Origin of the sequence: Burkholderia sp. MSMB1498 (genome assembly GCF_001526245.1) — a bacterium.
In the GTDB taxonomy this organism is placed as follows: Bacteria; Pseudomonadota; Gammaproteobacteria; order Burkholderiales; family Burkholderiaceae; genus Burkholderia; species Burkholderia savannae.
Genome location: NZ_LOYJ01000072.1, coordinates 104,811 through 123,343 on the forward strand (window position 1 = coordinate 104,811; position 18,533 = coordinate 123,343).

An 18,533-nucleotide genomic window follows, 5' to 3' on the forward strand; every position below is an offset into this window, starting at 1 on the left:
TCGGAGCGGCGGGCGCTTGCGTCGACGCTCGGTCGCGTGCGCGCGGGTTCAAAAGCGCCGACGCGTCGAGCGCGCGAGGCGACGCGCGCTCAGGAGAGCGAACGGATCTCGGCGATGTTCCGCGTGAGCGAGCTCGCCGCGGGCGAGCATTGCGCGGCGGCAAGCGATCGCCGACATTCGACGCCCGGCGATGCGTGCGATGCGTGCGGCGTCGAGCGCTTCCCATTTCGTTTTCTGTCTCGTTTCCCATGTCGTTCCGTTTGCGAGCACGGCGAACCGCGATCCGGGTTCGTTTGCGTCACCCCGTGTTGCTCGGATTCCCCGATCCGAACGCCTTGTTGAACGCCGTCTCGAAGCTGTTCACGCCGTTCGCGTCGACGATTTGCGCCATCGTCGCCGCGTAGTCGATGAAGTAGGGCGCGGCGCCGAGCAGCAGCGAGATCTGGTGCGCGTAGCTGAGCCCCGCCTGGTCGAGCGCCATCGACGTGTCGACGAGCCCCGCGAATCCCGCGTCGTTCAGCACGCCCGGCCCGAGCCATCCGATCGGAATCGAGAACCAGCCCGCCGCCTGTTCGTTCGTCGTCACGAGGTTCGGCAGCAGGCCGAGCATGTTGCTCGCGTTGAAGCCGTTCGGCATCGACAGTTGCGCGAGCGATTCGGTCACGCCCGCTGCGTTGTCGGCCGAGTTGATCGCCGTCGACGTGCTCGTGAAATCCGCGAACTTCTGGCCGAACGCGCCGATGTTCAGGAAGTTGTCCGGCTTCGCCGCGCCGCTGATGCCCGTGCCCGCGATCGCGCCGATGCCCGCGCCGAGCAGCGTGCCGAGCACCGCGCCCCATGCGGCGCCCTTCGCCATCGCGATCAGCATCGATTCGGCGTTGCCCTTGCCGCCCGCATAGCCGATCGCGAGCCCCGTGCCCGCGCCCGCGAGCGTGCCCTGGATCGCGCCCGCCGCGACGAACGACAGGAATGTTTTCGTGCCGCCGATCAGCGTGTCGATGCCGGCCGCGGCCGCGCCGCCGAGCGCGCCGCCGATCAGCGACGTCGCGCCGCCCAGGAACGCGCCGAGGAACGCGCCCGCCCACAGATTGCCGCCCGCCTTCTGCGCGGCGAGCTCGCCCGCGATCGCGCCGCCCAGGCTGCCGAGCGCGACGCCCGCGAGGAGCCACCCGCCGATGTTCGCGGACAGCACGCCGAGCGCGACGAGTGTCGCGCCGCCCGTGAAAATCGCGCCGACGACGCAAGCCGCCGCGAGGATCGCGACGCCGATGATCTCGAGCACGCTCAGGAAGCTGCAGCCGTTCGGGTCCGCGAGCAGGATCGGATTGCCGAGGCAGTACGCGTACGGGTTCCACGAGCCGACCGTGTACACGCTCGTCACGACGGGGTCGGGGCTGATGAACTGGCCTGCGCGCGGGTCGTACCACCGCAGGCCGTGGCAGACGAGGCCCGTCGCGTCCGTCGCGCCGAGCGCGAGCGCCACCACGGCGACGCCGCCCGCAAGCGCCGCGCCGTCGGCCGGGCGCGCGTAACCGAACGGCGTTTGCCGCACGCGCGTGCCGTACGCGCCGTTCGAATCGGTGACGAGATCCATCACGCCGAGCGCGTTCGGATGCACGAAGGTCAGCGCGCCGCCGATGTCGGCCGCGATCCGCTGCCTGCCGAACGTGATCCATACGATCGCCGCGTCGCCCTGGAATTCGATGTCCTCGGTCGGGCTGAAGTAGGTTTGCGCGCCGTTCTTCGTCGAGCGCGCGCGGCGGCCCTGGTAGTCGTAGGTGTGCGCGATCTGCGTCGCGTCGGGCAGCGTCACGCCGCTCAGATGATCGGCCGCGTCGAACGCCGCCGCGCCGAAGCGGCCCGTCGTCATCCGGCCGGCGGCGTCGAACGCGATCGCCGCGCCGCCGATCGACGCGAGCCGGTGCGTGCCCGGCTCGTACGTCAGCGCGCCCGCGTCCGTGGCGGCCGTCGCGTTGAACGCGTCGTCGAAGGTCCAGCCGTGCGTGTCCGCGGCCGTCGCGCCTTGCCGGTAGTTCGCGCTCGTCAGGCGGCGCAGCGCGTCGTAGCCGAAGTCGACGCTGTCGTCCGCGGCGTTCGCGCTCGCGAGCGTCGTGGCGAGGCCGTCGCGGCGCGTGAGCGTCGTGTCGCGCAGTACGTTGCGCGATGCGTCGAGCACGCGTATGCGCGCGATGCCGCCCGCGTTCGCCGCGTAGTCGATCAGCGTCGACGCGCCGTTCGCGTAATCGATCGACGTCAGGCATCCGAACAAATCGTAGGCCGCGTCCTTCACGACGCCCGATGCGCTCACGAGCCGCCCGTCGGCCGCATAGCCGTAGTCGATCGTACGGGCCGCGCCGCCCGGCGCGGTCGCGGGCAGCGTCGCATTCGCGAGGCGGCCGAGCGCGTCGTACGCGCGCCGCGTGACGAAGCTTTGCCCGGTGGCGGCGACGGTGCGCGCGGTGGTCGTCTTGCGTCCCGCTTCGTCGTATTCGAAGACGACCGCGCCGATCTCGTCGGTGATGCGCCATACGCGCGTGAAGCGATTCGCGGTAATGCCGTCGGCGGGCGGCGCGCCGCTCGCGTCGGCATATTCGTAGCGCACGCGCGGCGTCGCCTCCGCGTCGTGATACACGTTCGTCACGCGGTTCATCGCGTCGACGTCGGTGCGCACGATCTGGCCCGCCGCGTTCGTGCGCGCGCGCTGGTTGTCCGATGCGTCGAGGAAAAACACCGTGCGGCCCGTGTCGGGGCTTTGCTGCGCGAACACGCGGCCGAGCAGGTCGAGCGTGAACGCGACGTGCGCGCCGCCCGGCAGCGTCACGTCGCTGACCTTGCCCGACGGCGCATAGCCGTAGCGCTGCTCGACCCAGTGATCGCCCGCGTTGCGCGCGACCGACACGAGCTGGCCCGCCGCGTCGTACACCTGCCGCTCGACGTCGGCCGCCGCGGCGCCCGGCCATGTCTCGCTCGTGATCACCGTGTCGCCTTCGCGGCGGCTCGTCACGACGAGCCCGTCGGGCCGCGTGAGCTGCACGAGGCGGCCGAGCGCGTCGTAGATCGAGGTGGTCGCGCCGGTGCCGTCGGGCGGCGGCTGCCAGCCCGCGCCCGTCGCCGCGTACGGCAGGAACGATGCGGCGACGAGGCCGCGCGCGTTGCGCCGCACCGCGTTCGTGACGGTCCATTGGCCGGGCGCGGCGGCGGGCGTGCCCTTGCCGAGCACGTTGCCCGCGCCGTCGATCCACGTGACGGCGGGCACGGTGTCGTTGCCGCCGTGCGCGCTGCGCGTGGCGCTCGTGATCGTCGAGATCGCGCCCGCCGCGTACGCGAACGCGATCGTCGGCAGCGCGGCCGTGTCGAGCGGGCCGATCGTCGCGACGACGCGGCCGAGCGCGTCGAATGCGTCGGTCGTCAGGTGGCCGTTCGCGTCGGTGAGCGACGCGGTCTGGAACACGCGCGCGTCGGTCGTCGCCGACACCGCGTTGCCGAGCGCGTCGATCACCTTGACGACGCGCTGCCCGTTCGCGTCGTATTGCAGCGTCTGCTGCGCGCCGAGCGGGCCTTTCGTCGCGAGCGTCGGCCCCGTCGCGTTCGATCCGCGCGCGTGCGCGCGCCGCGTCTTCCACCAGCCGGACGCGTCGCCGCTCAGCCGGTGGTAGCCGTACTGCGTGAGATCGGGCGGATGGTCGCCCCAGACCGACGCGGCGAACGCGTCGTCGAACACGCGGTCTTCGATGCGTGTGACGAGGCCTTGCGTCGCCTGGCCTTCGGGTAATCCGGTGAACGCGTCGCCGTCGTAGAAGCAGATCGATGCGGACACGATGCCGCCGCCGGGCGCGGTCTGCGTGATGCGTGCCGGCAGCCTCAGGTTCTTGCCGCCCGTCGCGAGCGTGGTCGTCGTCGTCACGTCCTGGTCGGGCGCGGCGACGCCCGTGCGCTGCGCGCGCGTGCGTTGCGACGTGACGTCGCCTTCGTTCGTGATCGCGAGATAGTCGACGGTGCGCGTCGACACGATCGCGCCTTGCCGCTCCCAGCGCTCTTCAGTCGACGTCGTGCAGTACGGCACCGCGATTTGCTTGCCGTTGCCCGCCGTCGACGCGACGAGCAGCGCATCGTACGCATGCCGCGTGATCGAATACGGCCGGCTCTCGAGCGGCGAGCCGTCGAGCCCGTACGTCGCGGTGACGAGCGGCTTGCGGCGCAGCGCGCCTAACTTGAGCGCGTCGTCGTTCGTGAGCGGGCGGCTCGGATCGGCCGGATCGAGCCCGAGATGAAACGTCGTCTCGACGCGCAGCGTCGGGCACGACGCGTCGCCCAGCTGTTCGCTGTCGACGCGGCCGAAGCCGAGGAACGTGCGCGTCGCGGGATCGTAGCGCGCGTCGTGATAGGCGTAGCGGGTCGACGTCGTCGCGCCGGTGCCGTGGTCGGTCTGGTCGGTGCGCGCAACGCACTGGATCGGAAACGGATGATAGGTTCGCCACGGCGCGCCGGCGGTGGCGTCGTCGCGCGCGTATTCGGTGCTCGTCCGGTAGCCGATGTGCGTGCTCTGCGCCGCGCCGTGCGTGAGATCGGTCAGCAGATACGGCTTCGCGCCGCCGCCGAGATCGAGATAGGCCTGGCGCGACGCGCCCGCGATCGACGGCAGCTGGAAATGCACGCCCGCCGTGCCCGAGCCGAGCAGGTCGACGACCCGGTAGCTGCCCGGAACCGCGACCGGCGTGCCGGGAATCGCGACGGGCGCGGCGAGCCGCGTCGCGCCGACGTTGCGCCATAGCGTGACGGATTGCAGGCCGACGTAGACGAGGTCCGCGCAGCCGTCGCCGTCGACGTCGTACAGCGCGAGCCGGCGCGGATCGAAATCGCGCGCGAACGCGGGCGACGGCGTCATCGCGATCGCCGCGTCCCAGCCGCCGTCCGCGCGCGCGGGCCAGTACGTGAGCCCGCCGCCCGTCACGCGCACGATGTCCATCAGCCCGTCGCCCGTCATGTCGGCGAGATGCACGTGCGGATCGGCGAGCGATACGGGCGGCGTGCGCGCGGGCGGCAGCACGCGCGGCGCGTCGGACCACGTCGTCGGGCCGTCGCGCAGGTACAGCAGCCAGCCGCGCCCGGTGTCGAGCAGGATGTCGGTGATGCCGTCGCCGTTCAGATCGAGAAAGCGCAGCCGCACGTCGCTCGGCGAGACGGCGGGCGCGCGCTCGAACACGATCGGCCGGCCGAAGCCCGCGGGCTCCGAGCCGCCCGGCGCGGATAGCGGGTAGTAGCCGGAGAACGGCTCGTCGAGCACGAGCACGTCGACGCTGCCGTTGCCCGACATGTCCGCGAACGCGACGGACGGCGCCGACAGGCGCAGCGGCGCGGCCGTGCGCGCGAGCGGGCGCGGCGCGCCGAACCGGCCGCCGCCGAGGTTCGGATGCATCGTCGGCATGCCGTCGCCGAGATGGACGATGTCCGGCAGCCCGTCGCCGTTCAGGTCGACGAGATCGGTGTTCGGATCGGACAGCGGCGTCGTCCAGCCCGTTACCGGCACGAGCGCGGGCGCGCCGGGCTTCGAGTACGCGAACGTGCGATCGGGCGCGGCGAGGATCGAGCCGTCCGCCGCGTGGCCTTGCTCGCGGATCGTCGCGAGCAGCGAGCGGCCGTGGCCGTTGTCGTCGTCGTACAGCAGCGTCCAGCTGCGCACGAGGCTCTGCGCTTCGGTTCTCGCGTGCAGCTCGATGCGGCTGCAGCGCTTGTCGAGCGTGACGGGCGCGCCGTAGCCGCCGTCGACGAGCACGTCCGGCCGGCTCTCGTAGACGAACACGAGCTGGTACGTGCCCCACGCGATCGTCTGCGGCACGCGGTTGCCGCCGTCGGCGAGCCACGTGTACGCGATCGCGTTGCCGGCGCTGTCGGTGCAGCGATCGACGAGCCACGCGGCGGGCAGCGCGCCGCCGTCGCCGATCTGCGCGTTCGCGCTCGTGCCGAGCGTGTACTGCGTATCGGTCTTGTCGGTGGCCGTCCACGACGCGCCGGTGAATTCGATCAGCAGTCCTGTCGCATCGACGATCGGCCGAAAGCGCCGCGCGCCCATGTCGACGAGCTCGCCGACGCCGACGAGCGTGCACGCGCCGGGCGGCGCGGGCTCGGCCGCGCCCGTCGCCGGCGTGATCCTGCGGCGGATCGTCATCAGCCCGAGCGACCAGCCGAGGCCGAACGGCCCGTCGCCCGCGCCCGCCGAATACTGCAGCGTGTGCGGCGGCGTGATGCCGTTCGGGCCGGCCGGCACCGTCAGATCGAACTTCAGCGTCGCGGTGCCCGTGTTCAGATCGACGCTGAAGTCGCCCCCATCGCCGCTGACCGATCCGCCGCCGGAAGGCAGGTTCAGGATCTCGTCAGCGGTACCGCTTGTCTTGGCCACGGTTCGCCTCCCGATCGGAATTCAGCTGCGCGGCTTGAACGCGTAGTCGATGACGAGCACGAGATTGATGAGCGACGACAGATCGAGCTTGCCGCCCGGCGCGAGCGACGGATTCGCGGCGGCGCCGAGCGTGAGCGTCCAGTCGCCGAGCGCGGAGCCGCCGACGGCGCCCGCCCACGCGCTGCCCGCGCCCTGCGACGAGATCGCGCCCGTCGCGTCGGTCACGCCGGACAGCGCGCTCTTGCCGGGCGCGGCCAGCGCGATCGTGACGTTCGACGCGGACGTGCCCGGCTTCACCGCGACGAGCAGGCTCGCCGCGGTGACGCTCGGCGCGGTCTGATCGATCGGGAAATCCGCGGCGGACAGGTTGAGCGTCAGCGCGCCCGTCGACACGAAGCCGTAGAACAGGTCCGGATATAGCCATGCGAGCGGAATCGAACGCTCGCGGTTGTAGAAGCCGGGCCGGCTCGCGAGCTGCGCGAGCACGGGCTGCACGAGGCGCGGATCGAAGCGCGCTTCGTAGATGAACGTCAGCACGACGTCGGTCAGCGTGCCGTAGTTGATGTCGTTGAGCGCGGGCGGCAGGCTCAGTGTCCAGCTGCTCGCGACGCCCGCGCCTTCGAAGATGCCCGTCTGGTTGTCGGGCGGCGGCGCGAGCACCGCGTCCTGCACGGGATCGTAGTCCGAAATGATTTGCGTCTCCGCGCTCTGCACGCGCACCTTGCTCGGCGCGGCGGGCGTCGCGACGTCGGCGGGCAGCCGGTAGAACGAGATGCCGTCGTTGCCGAGCGTGCCGGACACGCCCGTGGGCGGCACGATGCCCTGCACCGACACGAGCACGCGCCGGATGCGGCCCTGGTAGGTGCCGGGGTAGGCGGAATCGAAATCGTCGAGCGTCGTCTCGAACGTCATCGTGCCCGTCTTGCGGAGCTGCGTCTCGAACAGGTAGCCGTAGCGGCTCGCGAGCGAGATCGACTGCTTCAGGTACTGCTTCTTGCCGCGCTTCGCGTTGACGAGATCGTCGGTGAACGACTGGATGTCGGCCATCAGCGCGTCCGCGGCGAGCAGCCCGTCGACGACGCCCTGATACGACGCCTTGATGAACGACACGCTCGTGTCGTTCTCGAAGTTGTACGCCTGCTGCATCAGCTTCGCCGCGCGCAGCGCCATGTCCATGTAGCGTTCGTAGATCTGATCGACGAAGTTGCCCATCGCTCGCCAGACCTGCGGCGTGAACGTGTCCGCATCGAACACGCCGAGCGTCTGCGCGGCCGCTTGCGCGTTGAGCTGAGCGACCGCGAGATTCGCGCCGGCCGCGCTCACCTGCGCGTTCGCCGCGGCGGCCTGCGCCTGGGCCTGCGCGAGCGCCTGCTGCATTTCGCTCGTCGTGCGGTTCATGCTGTCGATCTGGAACTGCTGGCTCAGGCGGTTCGCGGCGAGATTGGTGGCGGCCGCGACGGTCGCCGAATCGCCGGAGATCCTCTGGCCCGACAGATATTGGTTTGCCATCGCGCTCACGCCGTTGTAGTCGCCGTCGTCGCCGCCCGACACCTGCTGGCCCGTCGCCTGGATGATGATCACCTGGCTGTTGAGCGATCCGTACTCCTGCGCATTCTTCGCGGCGTTCGTCGCGCGCGTCTGCGCGACCGTCACGCCTGCCTGATACGCCTGCGCCTGCGCTTGCGCGACGGCGAGCTGCTGCTGCGCGGCGTTGACCTGGCCGTTCGCCTGCGACACCTGGTTCGCGAGCTCGGTGCGCGTCAATGTCGCCTGGTCCGCCTGGTTCCAGAAGTTGATGACCTGGTTTTCCGCCTGCTGCGCGAGCTGCGCGAAATTGATCGCGACCTGCTGCAGATAGCTGAACGACCAGATCGGCACGGCCGCCGCGTAGGTGCCCCAGTAGTCGAGCCCCGCGCCGATCTGCACGAGCTTCGCGTAGACCTTGAGAAGGACGGCCGCGATCGCGACGTCGTCGGCCGACACGCCGCTCGTGCCCGTTTGCGCGAGCGTCGCGAGCTGCGGCAGCAGCGCGGTCGCGCTCTTCGCGGCGCTCGCGAGCCCCGCGATCTGGTAGAGCGACGCCGCGGGCGCGGCCGGGCTGCCCGGCGTGACGACCTTGCTGTAGATCGCCGTCGCACCCGCGCGGTCGCCCTGCTGGTAGAGGCTGTCACCCCAGGCGCCGTAGAGCCCCGCGAGCGCGACCCACACGTACGGGCCTTCCGTCGTCGTGTTGATGTACGCGTAGGCCGCCGCCTGCAGGTAGTAGGTCTCGGCGTTCGCGTAGTCGCCGAGCGCCTGGTAGCACTGCGCGATCGCGAGCGGGATCGTATAGAAGTAGTCGTGCGGGAGCAGCACCGAGCGCTCCCAGAGGCTGTTCGCGTTCGTCAGCGCGTCGGGCAGCGCGGTCGCGGCTGCATGCGGCGCATAGAGGATCGTCTTGATCGACGCGATGTCCGGCGTGCCGCTCGCCGCCCACTGGATCGTCTTGACCGCGGTTTGCGCGCCGCTGCCCGTCAGGAGTCCGACCTGCTTTTGCGCGAGCAGCGTGATCGGCAATTTCGGTATCGGCAGGATCTTGATCGGCGTGAGCGCCGCGGGCGCGAGGTCGATGCCGCGTTGCGGCAGCGCGCCTGTCACCGCCGGATGAAAGGCCGGCGTCGCGCCCGGCGCGGCCGGCGGCGCGACGTTCGGATTCGCGGCCGGATGCACGGTCGGGTTAGGCATCTGCGGCGGCGAGAACGCGCCGGCGACGGTCGCGTCGAGCGCCTTCGCACGCGCGACGGCCACGTTGCTCGCGGCGCTGTTGCCTTGCGCCGTGTAGACCGATGCGAGCTGCATGTCCGACAGCGCCTGCGCGGTCGCGGCCGGATTCGCGCTGACGGGCGTGAGCCCCGCGCCGTGCAGCGCGGCGGCGCCGGCGAGCGCCTGCGCGGGCGGCGGCGTCGCGGGCCGCACGGGGCTCGCGGGCGCCGGCACGGACAGCACGTTCAGCCATTGCGACGTCGCGGACAGCAGCGAATCGAAGAGCGCGGGATCGCGCGGCAGCCGCGAGCGCAGCCTGCCGCCCAACTCGGGGTCCCATTGCGGATCGAGCTGCGAGTAGATCAGCGATTCGCAGGCGAAGTAATCGTCGAGCGCGTCGTCGTACGCGCGGGCCTTGAACGACGCGGCGGCCGACGCGAGCAGCGCATCGATCTGCGCGAGCAGCGCGGCGTCCGTGTTCGACGTGCCGACCGCGCGCGGATTGACGGGCGGACGATCGATGAAGCTGTAGGTCAAAACGCGCTGTGTGAGCGAAAGCATCGTGGCGCCCCCCGGCAATGGCGCGCGGCCGCGTTCGATCGCCGGATGGCGGTCGGCCGGCCGAGCACCTGGTTCACTGTTGCAACTTCGTTCGCGCGGACAGCGATGACGGCGTCGAGCGGTGCGCGCCGCTTTTGCCGAGGCAATGCGAAATCGAAAACCGGCGTGTCGAGACAATGGGAGTGCATGCCCGTGTGCATGCGGGCGCGTCGTCTCTTTAAATGATTCCTTGTCTCAATATCGTTATTGTCAGATCAATTCGACTGTCGAAATTTTTCCAATTCGCCCGAAAAGACAAACCGCCGACAGCCAGGTCGAGACGCGCCCTGTTCTTGCGCGGATGCGTGGGAACCCCGTCGCGGCGTGCGCCGCGCACCGCGAGCAAGCGGTTTCTTTCTGACTTCGCGCGCTTGCCGGAACGTGGCTTGCTCTACTTTAGGCGGATATTCGGTTAAGTCAATTCGCAACTTTGAAGCAATTCGTTCGCCATTGGATCGGCTGGCCGATTTCATTTAAAAGGCCATTCAATTGCGTCGGCAATTAATTAAGAATTACATGCCGGCATGCAAGGGCGAGCAAGCGGGCGCTGCCGGTTCGATGCGAAGGCGCACGGCGCTTGCGCCGCCTGTGCCGCCTGCGGCCGGTGCATGACCGGTGCGCGGCCGCCGCTCGCCTCGAATGCGACGTGCGCCGCCTGCGGCCGATCACGTTCGGTCACGCTCGACCCTTCGGCGCGCACGGAAACGAGACGGCCGATTCGCCGCGCGTCATTCGGCATCCTGACAGAACAATTTCAATCCGATGTCGGAATCGTCGACGACATAGCGGGCGCGCCGCGTCGCTTATGCGCGTGTCGCTTCGCCCGCCGCGCGAAAAACAAAACCCGGCGGGCCCCACCGGACCGCCGGGTTTTTCGTTTGCGCGTTGATTGTTCTATCGATCCCGCCGAATTTGGGCGAGAACGCTTGTGTTATCGCGCAACGACTCCAAGGTGCCACCGAACGCGTTTTTATTCCGGACGGGCGATGCGTTGCCCGCCGGGCGCCGTTTCGAATCGACGACGCACGATTTGCCGCAGCCGATGTCCGTCGCGCGTGCTCCGCTCGCCGCCGCCGCGGTTCGCCGCGGCGGCCGGTTCGCCGTCAGCCGGCCCTCGTTCGACGGTCACAGGCCGAGCGTGCCGCTCTTGCTCGTCCCTCCGATGATCGGCGCGCAGACGGTCAGCCGGTAATCCAGCTTCATGCCGGGCACGTCGAGCGTCAGATCGACTTCGGACTTCAGCTTGTCGACCGCGCCGCCGAACCTGCCGCTCGGATGCGCGGGGTTCAGCGTGCAGCCGCCGATCCACTGCCGGGCGATGTACAGCTCGGCCGTCGCGGAAGCCGGTTCCCCGCTGACGCGAAACTCCAGCGTGACCGGGCCGATCGTCACCGAATGGCCGGACGCGTTGAAGATACTCTCGTCGAGCTGGTCGGCCCGAATGTGTGCGAGCAGGTCCTGGTTCATGCCCGTTCTCTTGTTGTTGTCGTCAGGAGATCGAAGCGGACGAGCGGCGATCGTCCGCTTACTCGGCGTCGAGCGTCGCCGCGGCGGCCGACACGGCCTCGTGACGAAACAGCCCGACTCTCACGGGGATGATCCCGTTCGCACCGCGAATGAAGATCTCCTTGTGATACTGGCTCTCGAACGAGCAAGTCGGCGTGCGGTACTTCTTGACGGTCGGCGACGGGCGCCCCGCGATGCCCGCGACCTCGAGCAGCACCCCGCCGATGAAGCCGGGATCGTGCACGAGATGGATGTTGCCGACGTTGAGCGGCGCCGCGCCTTCCGCGACGATGTGCAGGAACCCCGGCGTATGCGGGCTCAGGGCCGTGAACGTGGCCGTTGCGCTCGTCACCGAGACGAGGACCCGGCGTGGCTCGATGATGTCCGACGAACTCATGTTGGTCTCCGCGCGCTGCTTGTCCGCAGCGTCATGTATCGAGAGAAGCATCGTTGCCGGCATGCGGCGGTGCCGGTGAAACGAACGATACGGCGGCGGCGGAGCGAAATCCATTACATGCGATTACGCGCGGCGAGTCATGCGACGGATCGTTCGTCCTTCCTGCGCTCGCGTGCCGCAGGCGACATGACGGGCCGTCGAGGCGGCGGCCCGCGTTTCCGTTTTGCGTTCGATTGCATTCGAGCCAGGCGACGCACGCGCGACGTCACGACGTCACGACGTTCGGCGCTGTCACGGCGCGGCGCCATGCGCGATCGATCCGCGGCGCGCGCGGCTTGCATCGATGCGCGCGGCCGTCGCCGACGCCGGGGTTCGACGCGCAATCGATTTCGTCGCCGCCGCCCGTTGCCATGCAGGCCGGCGTGCGCGTGTGCGCATGCACGCGTGAAAACATCCTGTTTCCGACCGGCGCTTATATCGACTGTAACAGTCGACGATGCATTCGATTCGACGGCCGCGTGCCTATTGCGCGGCGTCGCGATGAAGCGCATTCGACGCGCCGCGTTTTCGCATCCGCATATCGATAATCGCGACGCATCGCGCGCGTTTCGAGCGGCCGTCGGTCATTCGATAAAAAAGGCCCGGCGATCCGTCGCCGGACGCCGGGCTCTTTCGTTCGCTTGTTGTTGTTCGACGATTTTCTGGCTTTGACGGAATTCGTCGTCTGTTGTCATGCAAACGATTCGGAATGCGGTGCGGTTCGCCGCCGGCCGGTTTCGATCCGGCCGGCGCGCCGCGCTCACGCGGCGTCGAGCGACTGCAGGAATGTGTCGGCTTCTTCGTGCGGGATCTGCTTGACCTCGACGACTTCGGTCTTGTTGCTGCCGTGCACGACGATCGTCGGGTGGAACACGCCCTGGAACGTATGTCGCACGCGATACGGCCGCGTGCCGTTCGTGAGCGGTCCCGTCCAGCCCATCACGTCGATCTTCAGTCCGCCGACGAAGTGCGGATCGCGTACCAGTTGAATGCCAGTCGTGAAGCGCGGCGCGTTGCCTTCCACCTCGACGATGAGGGCGCCGGGCACGCGCAGACCGAGCCACACGTAAGTGGCGCTCGCTTTTTCGAATGGTTCGGGTCCATAAAATCCCATGGCGGTCTCCAAACGCTAGATATCCGTAACATTTTCGGAATATTGAATCGTGACCGGCTTACGGCCGCGCCGGTGAAACAAAAAATAGGCAACGCGATCGGCGAAATCCATTACACCCAATTACGGCTTGTCGGCGATGCGGCGCTTGCCTATGATTCAACAGAATCTGATATTCGACCGTCAATCATTCACATAAGACGCGCACGACGTCCTAATCGGGTGCCGCCGGACGCCGTGCATTTTTCCGCAGGTCGACGAAATGGCGCTATTGGAAAACGGTCTTTCCGGGGAAGCCAGTCTGCTGCGCGCGCACCACGTATTGGGTCGCGATCCGCAGCGTTGCGACACGGTCATCGCCGATCCCTACGTGTCGCGCATCCATGCCAGCATCTGCTGGGCGGCGGGGCAGTGGGAACTGCACGATCACGGCCGCAACGGCACGTTCGTATCCGCGAGGTTCGTCGGCGAAGGCGAGTGCGTGGCGTTGCGCGACGGCGACCTGATCCAGTTCGGCAGCAGCGGCTCGGTGCGCTGGCGCGCGCGCCAGCTGAGCGAGCCCGTCGACATGCTGTGGCCGCTGCGCGCGCCCGCGCAGCCGATCGCGCTCGATCGCGCGCAGGCGCTGCCGGGCGCGGCGATCACCGTGAGCCGCTCGGCGCAGGGCGACTGGCTTTGCAACGACACGGCGCCCGCGCGCGTGCTGCGCGACGGCGACGCGGTGATCTGCGGCGATTTCGCGTGGCAGCTCGTGCTCGCGCATCGCAACGTCACCGCCGCGCTGCCGCGCGTCGTGCAGGCCGCGACCTTGCCGCAGCGCGTCGACTTCACTGTGAGCCGCGACGAAGAGCACGTGACGGCGACGCTGCATACGCGCGGCGGCGCCGTCGACCTTGGCGCGCGCGCCCATCATTACTGCCTCGTGACGCTCGCCCGCGCGCGCTTTGCCGATGCGCAGGCCGGTTACGACGCCGCGTCGCAGGGCTGGATCGAGCTCGACGTGCTCGCGCGCATGCTCGGCCTCGACGAATCGCACGTCAACGTGCAGATCCATCGCGCGCGCACGCAGTTCCTGCCGCTCCTGTCCCCCGGTTCTCCCGAGCTCGTCGAGCGCCGCCGAGGCGGCGTGCGCTTCGGCGCGCTCGCTTTCCGCGTCGTGCGCGGCGACCGGCTCGAATGCCAGTCGGCCGAGTCCGACGCTTTCACGATACCGCCCGATCCGGTCGCGCGCGGCGCGTCGACGCTCGTCTCGCCCGCCGCGCTGGGCTGAGCGGCGCTTCATGTCTGCTTCCGCACGGGCCGATCGCGCGCGCGCCTGCGATCGCGGCGCGCTGCGCGCGATCGCGCCGCCGCTGCCCGGCGACGGCGACGAGCTGCAGGGCGAGCACCGTTACCGGCTCGGCGCCGTGCTCGGCGAAGGCGGCGCGGGCCGCGTGCACGAAGCGGTGAGGCTCGACACGTCGCAGCGTGTCGCCGTCAAGCTGTTGCGCGAGGACGCGCCGCGCGGCGCGCGCGAGCGCACCCGCCTGCGCGCGCGCTTTCGCCGCGAGATGGCGCTGTGCGCGCGGCTGTCGCATCCGAACATCGTCGCGCTGCTCGACAGCGGCGAGACGGCGGACGGCGTGCTGTTCGCGGTGTTCGAGCACGTTGCGGGCCGCACGCTGCGCGCGCTGCTCGCGGCCGACGGCGCGCTGCCCGCCGAGGCGACGGGCGCGCTGATGGCGCAGGTGCTCGACGGCCTCGCGCACGCGCATGCGAACGGCGTCGTGCATCGCGACCTGAAGCCGCAGAACGTGATGGTGACGACGCGCGACGGCGAGCCGTGCGCGAAGATTCTCGATTTCGGCATCGGCGCGCTGCTGCCGGACGCGCATGCGGGCGACGAACTGACGCTCACCGCGACGACCGAGGTGCTCGGCTCGCCGCAGTATTGCGCGCCCGAGCAATTGCGCGGCGAACCGCCGACCGCGAAGAGCGACTTCTACGCGTGGGGCCTGATGGTGATCGAATGCCTGACGGGGCAACCGGTGATGCAGGGCGCGAGCGTCGCGGACGTGCTGTATCAGCACCTGAGCCCCGTCGACGTCGCGCTGCCGCCCGCGATCGCCGCGCATCCGCTCGGCGACGTGCTGCGCGATGCGCTCGGCAAGGACCCGCGCCAGCGCGCGGAATCCGCGCAGACGCTTGCGAACCGGTTTCGCGCGATTCATTTTCCGGCGCTCGTCGGCGGCTTGCGCTACGGACGGCGCGCGCAGGCGGAGCCGGGCGTCGCGTATCGCGACCCCGGCGGGACGATCGCGGTTGACGCGCCCGTCGGGCGGCGGCAGATCACCGCACTGTGCTGCCGTGTCGCGGTCGCCGCGAACGGCGCGCAGCCGGACGACGCCGCGGCGGCCGAGGAAGCGCTCGACGTATTCCACGCGCAGTGGCTCACGCGCTGCTCGGACATCGCGGTGCGCTATGGCGGCCACGTCGCGGGCGCGCTCGGCGATACGCTGCTGTTCTACTTCGGCTATCCGGAAGGCATCGATCGGCCCGCTCAGCGCGCGTGCCGCGCGGCGCTCGAAATGACGCGGCACGCGGGGCAGACGGCGCTCGCGCCGCAACCGTCCGCCGACGGCGCGAGCGCGCCGGCATGGCGCATCGAGATCGCGGGCGCGATCCACGTCGGCACCGCGCTTGCGAACGCACGCGGCGCGTCGGGCGGCGCGATCGCGAGCGCGGCCGTCGGCCTGCAGCGCATCGCGCAGCCGGGGCGCATCCTGTTGAGCGACGAAGCGGCGCGCGCGCTCGAGCGCCACGTCGACGCCGCGGCGACGTCGCTCGCATTCGCCGCGCCCGGCGCGGCGCCGCAGCCCGTGCGCGAACTGCTCGGCGAGCGCTACGAGCGCGGGCCGTTCGAATCGCTCGAGCTCGGCGACGCGGCGCCGATCGTCGGGCGCGACCGCGAGCAGGCGGCGCTCGCGCGCGCGTGGCGCGATGCGGTGCGCGCGGCGGCGGGCGGCCCGCGCGCGGCCGCGCGGCGCGCGACGCTCGTCGTCGGCGAGCCTGGAATCGGCAAGTCGCGGCTCGTTCACGCGCTGCGCGAGACGGTGCGCGCACAGCACGGCGCGTGCGCCGCATGCGTGTGCCTGCCCGAGCAGACGAACCACGCGCTCTTTCCGATCCTGCGCTTCGTGCGCGCGCACTGGCAGCTCGACGCGGGCGATCCGCATGCGCTCGACCGGATGCTCGAAGCGTTCGACGGCGATCGCGCGTCCGCGCGCGCGACGCTCGCCGCATGGCTCGGCCTGCCGGGCGGCGCGGACAAGCTGCGCTGGTCGGGCGCGCGGCAGCAGCAGGCGCTCTTCGACGTGCTGTGCCAACTGCTCGGCTCGCTCGGCGGCGGCGGCCCGGTGCTGCTGATCGTCGACGACGTGCAATGGGTCGACAGCGCGACGGGCGATTTTCTTGACACGCTCGCGCGCCACCCGGCATGCGCGGCGGTGTGCGTCGTGCTGACGTCGCGGCCGGAGCAGCTCGAGCGGTGGCGGCGCGGCGCCGAGCGGCTGATGCTGCGCCGCCTGTCGGCCGCCGCGACGCGCAACCTGATCGTGTCGCTGATGCCCGACGCGGGCGCGGACCGCGCGGCGCTCGACTTCCTGGTCAAGCGCACGGGCGGCGTGCCGCTGTACGTCGAGGAAACGATTCGCGCGCTCGTCGAAGGCGGCATCGTGCCGACTGCGGGCGCGCGCCTGCCGGATCTCGCGGAAGCGGGGCGCTGCCCGCTGCCGGGCAGCCTGCGCGAGACGCTCGAGCTCGCGCTCGAACGCGCGGACGACGCGCTCGACACCGTCCAGCTCGCCGCGACGATCGGCCTCGAAGTCGACGCGCGGCTGCTCGCCGACGCGTCGCCGCGCGCGGGCGCGGAGCTCGACGACTGCCTGCGGCGTTTGCTCGAAGGCCGCGTGCTGTACGCGCAGCACCGCATCGGCGGCGCGACGTACGTGTTCCGTCACGCGCTGCTGCGCGAGGCCGCGTACGAATCGATGCCGGCCGCGACGCGCCGCGAGAATCATCGGCGCGTCGCGCAGGCGCTGCTCGCGCGTCCCGCGGGCGGTGATCCGGCGGCGCGCTCGGCGAGCATCGCCGATCATTTCGCGCGTGCGCATGCGTTCGCCGATGCGGCGCCGCACGGCATCGAAGCGGCGCGCCGCGCGCTCGAGCGCGCGCTGCACGACGACGCGATCCGCTATGCGGGCGCGGTGCGCGGCTGGCTGCTGCATTGCGACTATCCGGGGCGGGACGAAGACACGGTCGCGATCGATTTGACGCTCGCGCACGCGCAAATGGCGCGTGACGGCTGGGGCGATCCGCGCGTGCGCGAGCACACCGACCGCGTGCTGTCGCGCGTCGGTGCGCTGGGCGACGCGAAGGCCGCGGCGAGCGCGCTGTGGACGATCGCCGTGTATCACCACGTCGCCGGCGATCGCGCGGCGGTGCGCCGCATCGGCGCGCAGCTGTCCGAGCTCGCTCGCGCGTCGGCGCGTGCGGATCTCGGCGTCGCCGCCGATACGCTGCACGGAATGAGCCGCTGGATCGACGGCCACTACGCGCTCGCGCTCGGCGCGTTCGACGCGGCGCTCGCCGCCTACGATCCGCGCCGCGACGGCGATCATCGGCGCACGTTCGGCCTCGACACGCGCGCGTGGGCGCTGTCCGCGCGCGCGAGCGTGCTGTGGGGCATCGACGACGACGTCGCGCGCACGCTCGCGCTCGCGCACGACGCGGTTCATGTCGCGACCTGCAGCGATCATCTGCCGACGATCGGCGTGACGATGATGTACCTCGCGCGGATGCAGCAATGCGCGGGCGATCGCGACGGCGCGCGCGCGACGTCGGACGCGGTGCTGCGGCTGTCGCGCTGCTACGGGCTCAACGCGGTCGAGCGCTACGCGGCCGTCGTGCGCGCGTGGTGTGACGGCGATCGTGACGCGGCGCGCGCGAACGTCGACGCGTTGCGCCAATCGGGCTGCATGCTCGGACTCACGTATTACGCGTCGGTCGTCGCCGACATCGACGCGGCGCGCGGCGACGCACGCGCCGCGATCGCGACGCTCGACGAATGTCTCGCGCTCGCCGAATCGACGGACGAGCGCTATTACGTTGCGGAACTGCTGCTCAAGAAGGCGCGCTGCTTGTGTGACGCGCAAGGTCGAAGCGCGGCCGACGTGAGCGAAGCGGCCGGCGCGGCCGAATTGGCCGAAGCGGCCGTCGCGCTATGCGCGCAGGCGGCCGCCGTCGCGCGGCAGAGCGGCATGGCGCGAATCGAGAAGAAAGCGCAGACGGAGCTGCGCGAGTTGCAACGAGAACTCCGTTCAACCACGGGAGAAAAGCGATGATGGACCGAAGCCCCAGTATGCCGTCGTACGACCAGTTTCTCGAATACCGCGCCGTGATCGTGCAGGCGATCGCCGTGGCGTGGCATGACTCGAAGTTTCGCGAGCGGCTGGTCGCCGATCCGGTCGGAACGTTGCATGAGTACTTCGACTATCGGTTTCCGATGAAGATGCATTTGGAGGTGCACGAGAACAGCTCGGCGTGGACGCCGCTCACGAACGGCGGCTGGACGACGAACGAGGTCAACCGGCTCGCGCTCATGCTGCCGCCGGCGCCGCCGCCGGAGCAGCGCGCGGCCGCGCTCGCCGCGTACAACGCGAAGCACATTAGTCTGTTCGGACCGGACCGCAAGGAGATCTGAC

10 protein-coding genes are annotated in these 18,533 nt (G+C 70.2%); 3 read left to right on the forward strand and 7 right to left on the reverse strand.

Annotated features, from left to right (window positions below; translation table 11 throughout):
* Positions 1-298: 298 nt before the first annotated feature.
* The 7 genes from WS91_RS16420 to WS91_RS16445 form a co-directional block, all read right to left on the reverse strand.
* On the reverse strand, positions 299-6,397 hold the full coding sequence (locus tag WS91_RS16420; protein ID WP_059670610.1) for a toxin TcdB middle/N-terminal domain-containing protein: 6,099 nt from the start codon (positions 6,395-6,397) through the stop codon (positions 299-301).
* A 21-nt stretch (positions 6,398-6,418) separates the two neighbouring features.
* Positions 6,419-9,700 (reverse strand): hypothetical protein, encoded by a 3,282-nt coding sequence (locus WS91_RS16425; RefSeq protein ID WP_059670611.1) that lies wholly within the window; start codon positions 9,698-9,700, stop codon positions 6,419-6,421.
* Positions 9,673-9,888, reverse strand: a complete 216-nt coding sequence (locus WS91_RS37955) for a hypothetical protein (RefSeq protein WP_081989341.1) — start codon at positions 9,886-9,888, stop codon at positions 9,673-9,675. The genes WS91_RS16425 and WS91_RS37955 overlap by 28 nt, the downstream gene beginning before the upstream one ends.
* 976 nt (positions 9,889-10,864) lie before the next feature.
* A complete protein-coding gene (locus WS91_RS16435; protein ID WP_059670613.1) occupies positions 10,865-11,206 on the reverse strand; it encodes a hypothetical protein in 342 nt (113 codons plus the stop codon).
* A gap of 58 nt (positions 11,207-11,264) precedes the next feature.
* Positions 11,265-11,642 carry a hypothetical protein gene (locus WS91_RS16440; protein ID WP_038744477.1) on the reverse strand — a complete coding sequence of 126 codons (378 nt, stop codon included), beginning with the start codon at positions 11,640-11,642 and terminating at the stop codon, positions 11,265-11,267.
* A 623-nt stretch (positions 11,643-12,265) separates the two neighbouring features.
* Positions 12,266-12,445 carry a hypothetical protein gene (locus WS91_RS37960; protein WP_082717533.1) on the reverse strand — a complete coding sequence of 60 codons (180 nt, stop codon included), beginning with the start codon at positions 12,443-12,445 and terminating at the stop codon, positions 12,266-12,268.
* Positions 12,442-12,795: a hypothetical protein gene (locus tag WS91_RS16445; RefSeq protein WP_059670614.1), complete on the reverse strand. Its 354-nt coding sequence runs from the start codon at positions 12,793-12,795 to the stop codon at positions 12,442-12,444. The genes WS91_RS37960 and WS91_RS16445 overlap by 4 nt, the downstream gene beginning before the upstream one ends.
* Positions 12,796-13,063: 268 nt before the next feature.
* On the opposite strand from WS91_RS16445, the gene WS91_RS16450 reads away from it, so the two are divergent.
* From WS91_RS16450 to WS91_RS16460, 3 genes are read left to right on the forward strand one after another with little or no spacing between them, the layout of a single operon-like run.
* The gene (locus WS91_RS16450) at positions 13,064-14,062 is read left to right on the forward strand and encodes an FHA domain-containing protein (protein ID WP_059670615.1); all 999 of its coding nucleotides are present in this window, start codon (positions 13,064-13,066) and stop codon (positions 14,060-14,062) included.
* Between the two features lie 10 nt (positions 14,063-14,072).
* Entirely contained in the window at positions 14,073-18,173 is a 4,101-nt protein-coding gene (locus WS91_RS16455) for a TOMM system kinase/cyclase fusion protein (RefSeq protein WP_059670616.1), read from the forward strand.
* A complete protein-coding gene (locus WS91_RS16460; protein ID WP_038744416.1) occupies positions 18,170-18,532 on the forward strand; it encodes a BMA_0021/BMA_0022 family TOMM bacteriocin in 363 nt (120 codons plus the stop codon). Before WS91_RS16455 ends, WS91_RS16460 begins: the two co-directional genes overlap by 4 nt.
* Position 18,533 lies beyond the last annotated feature (1 nt).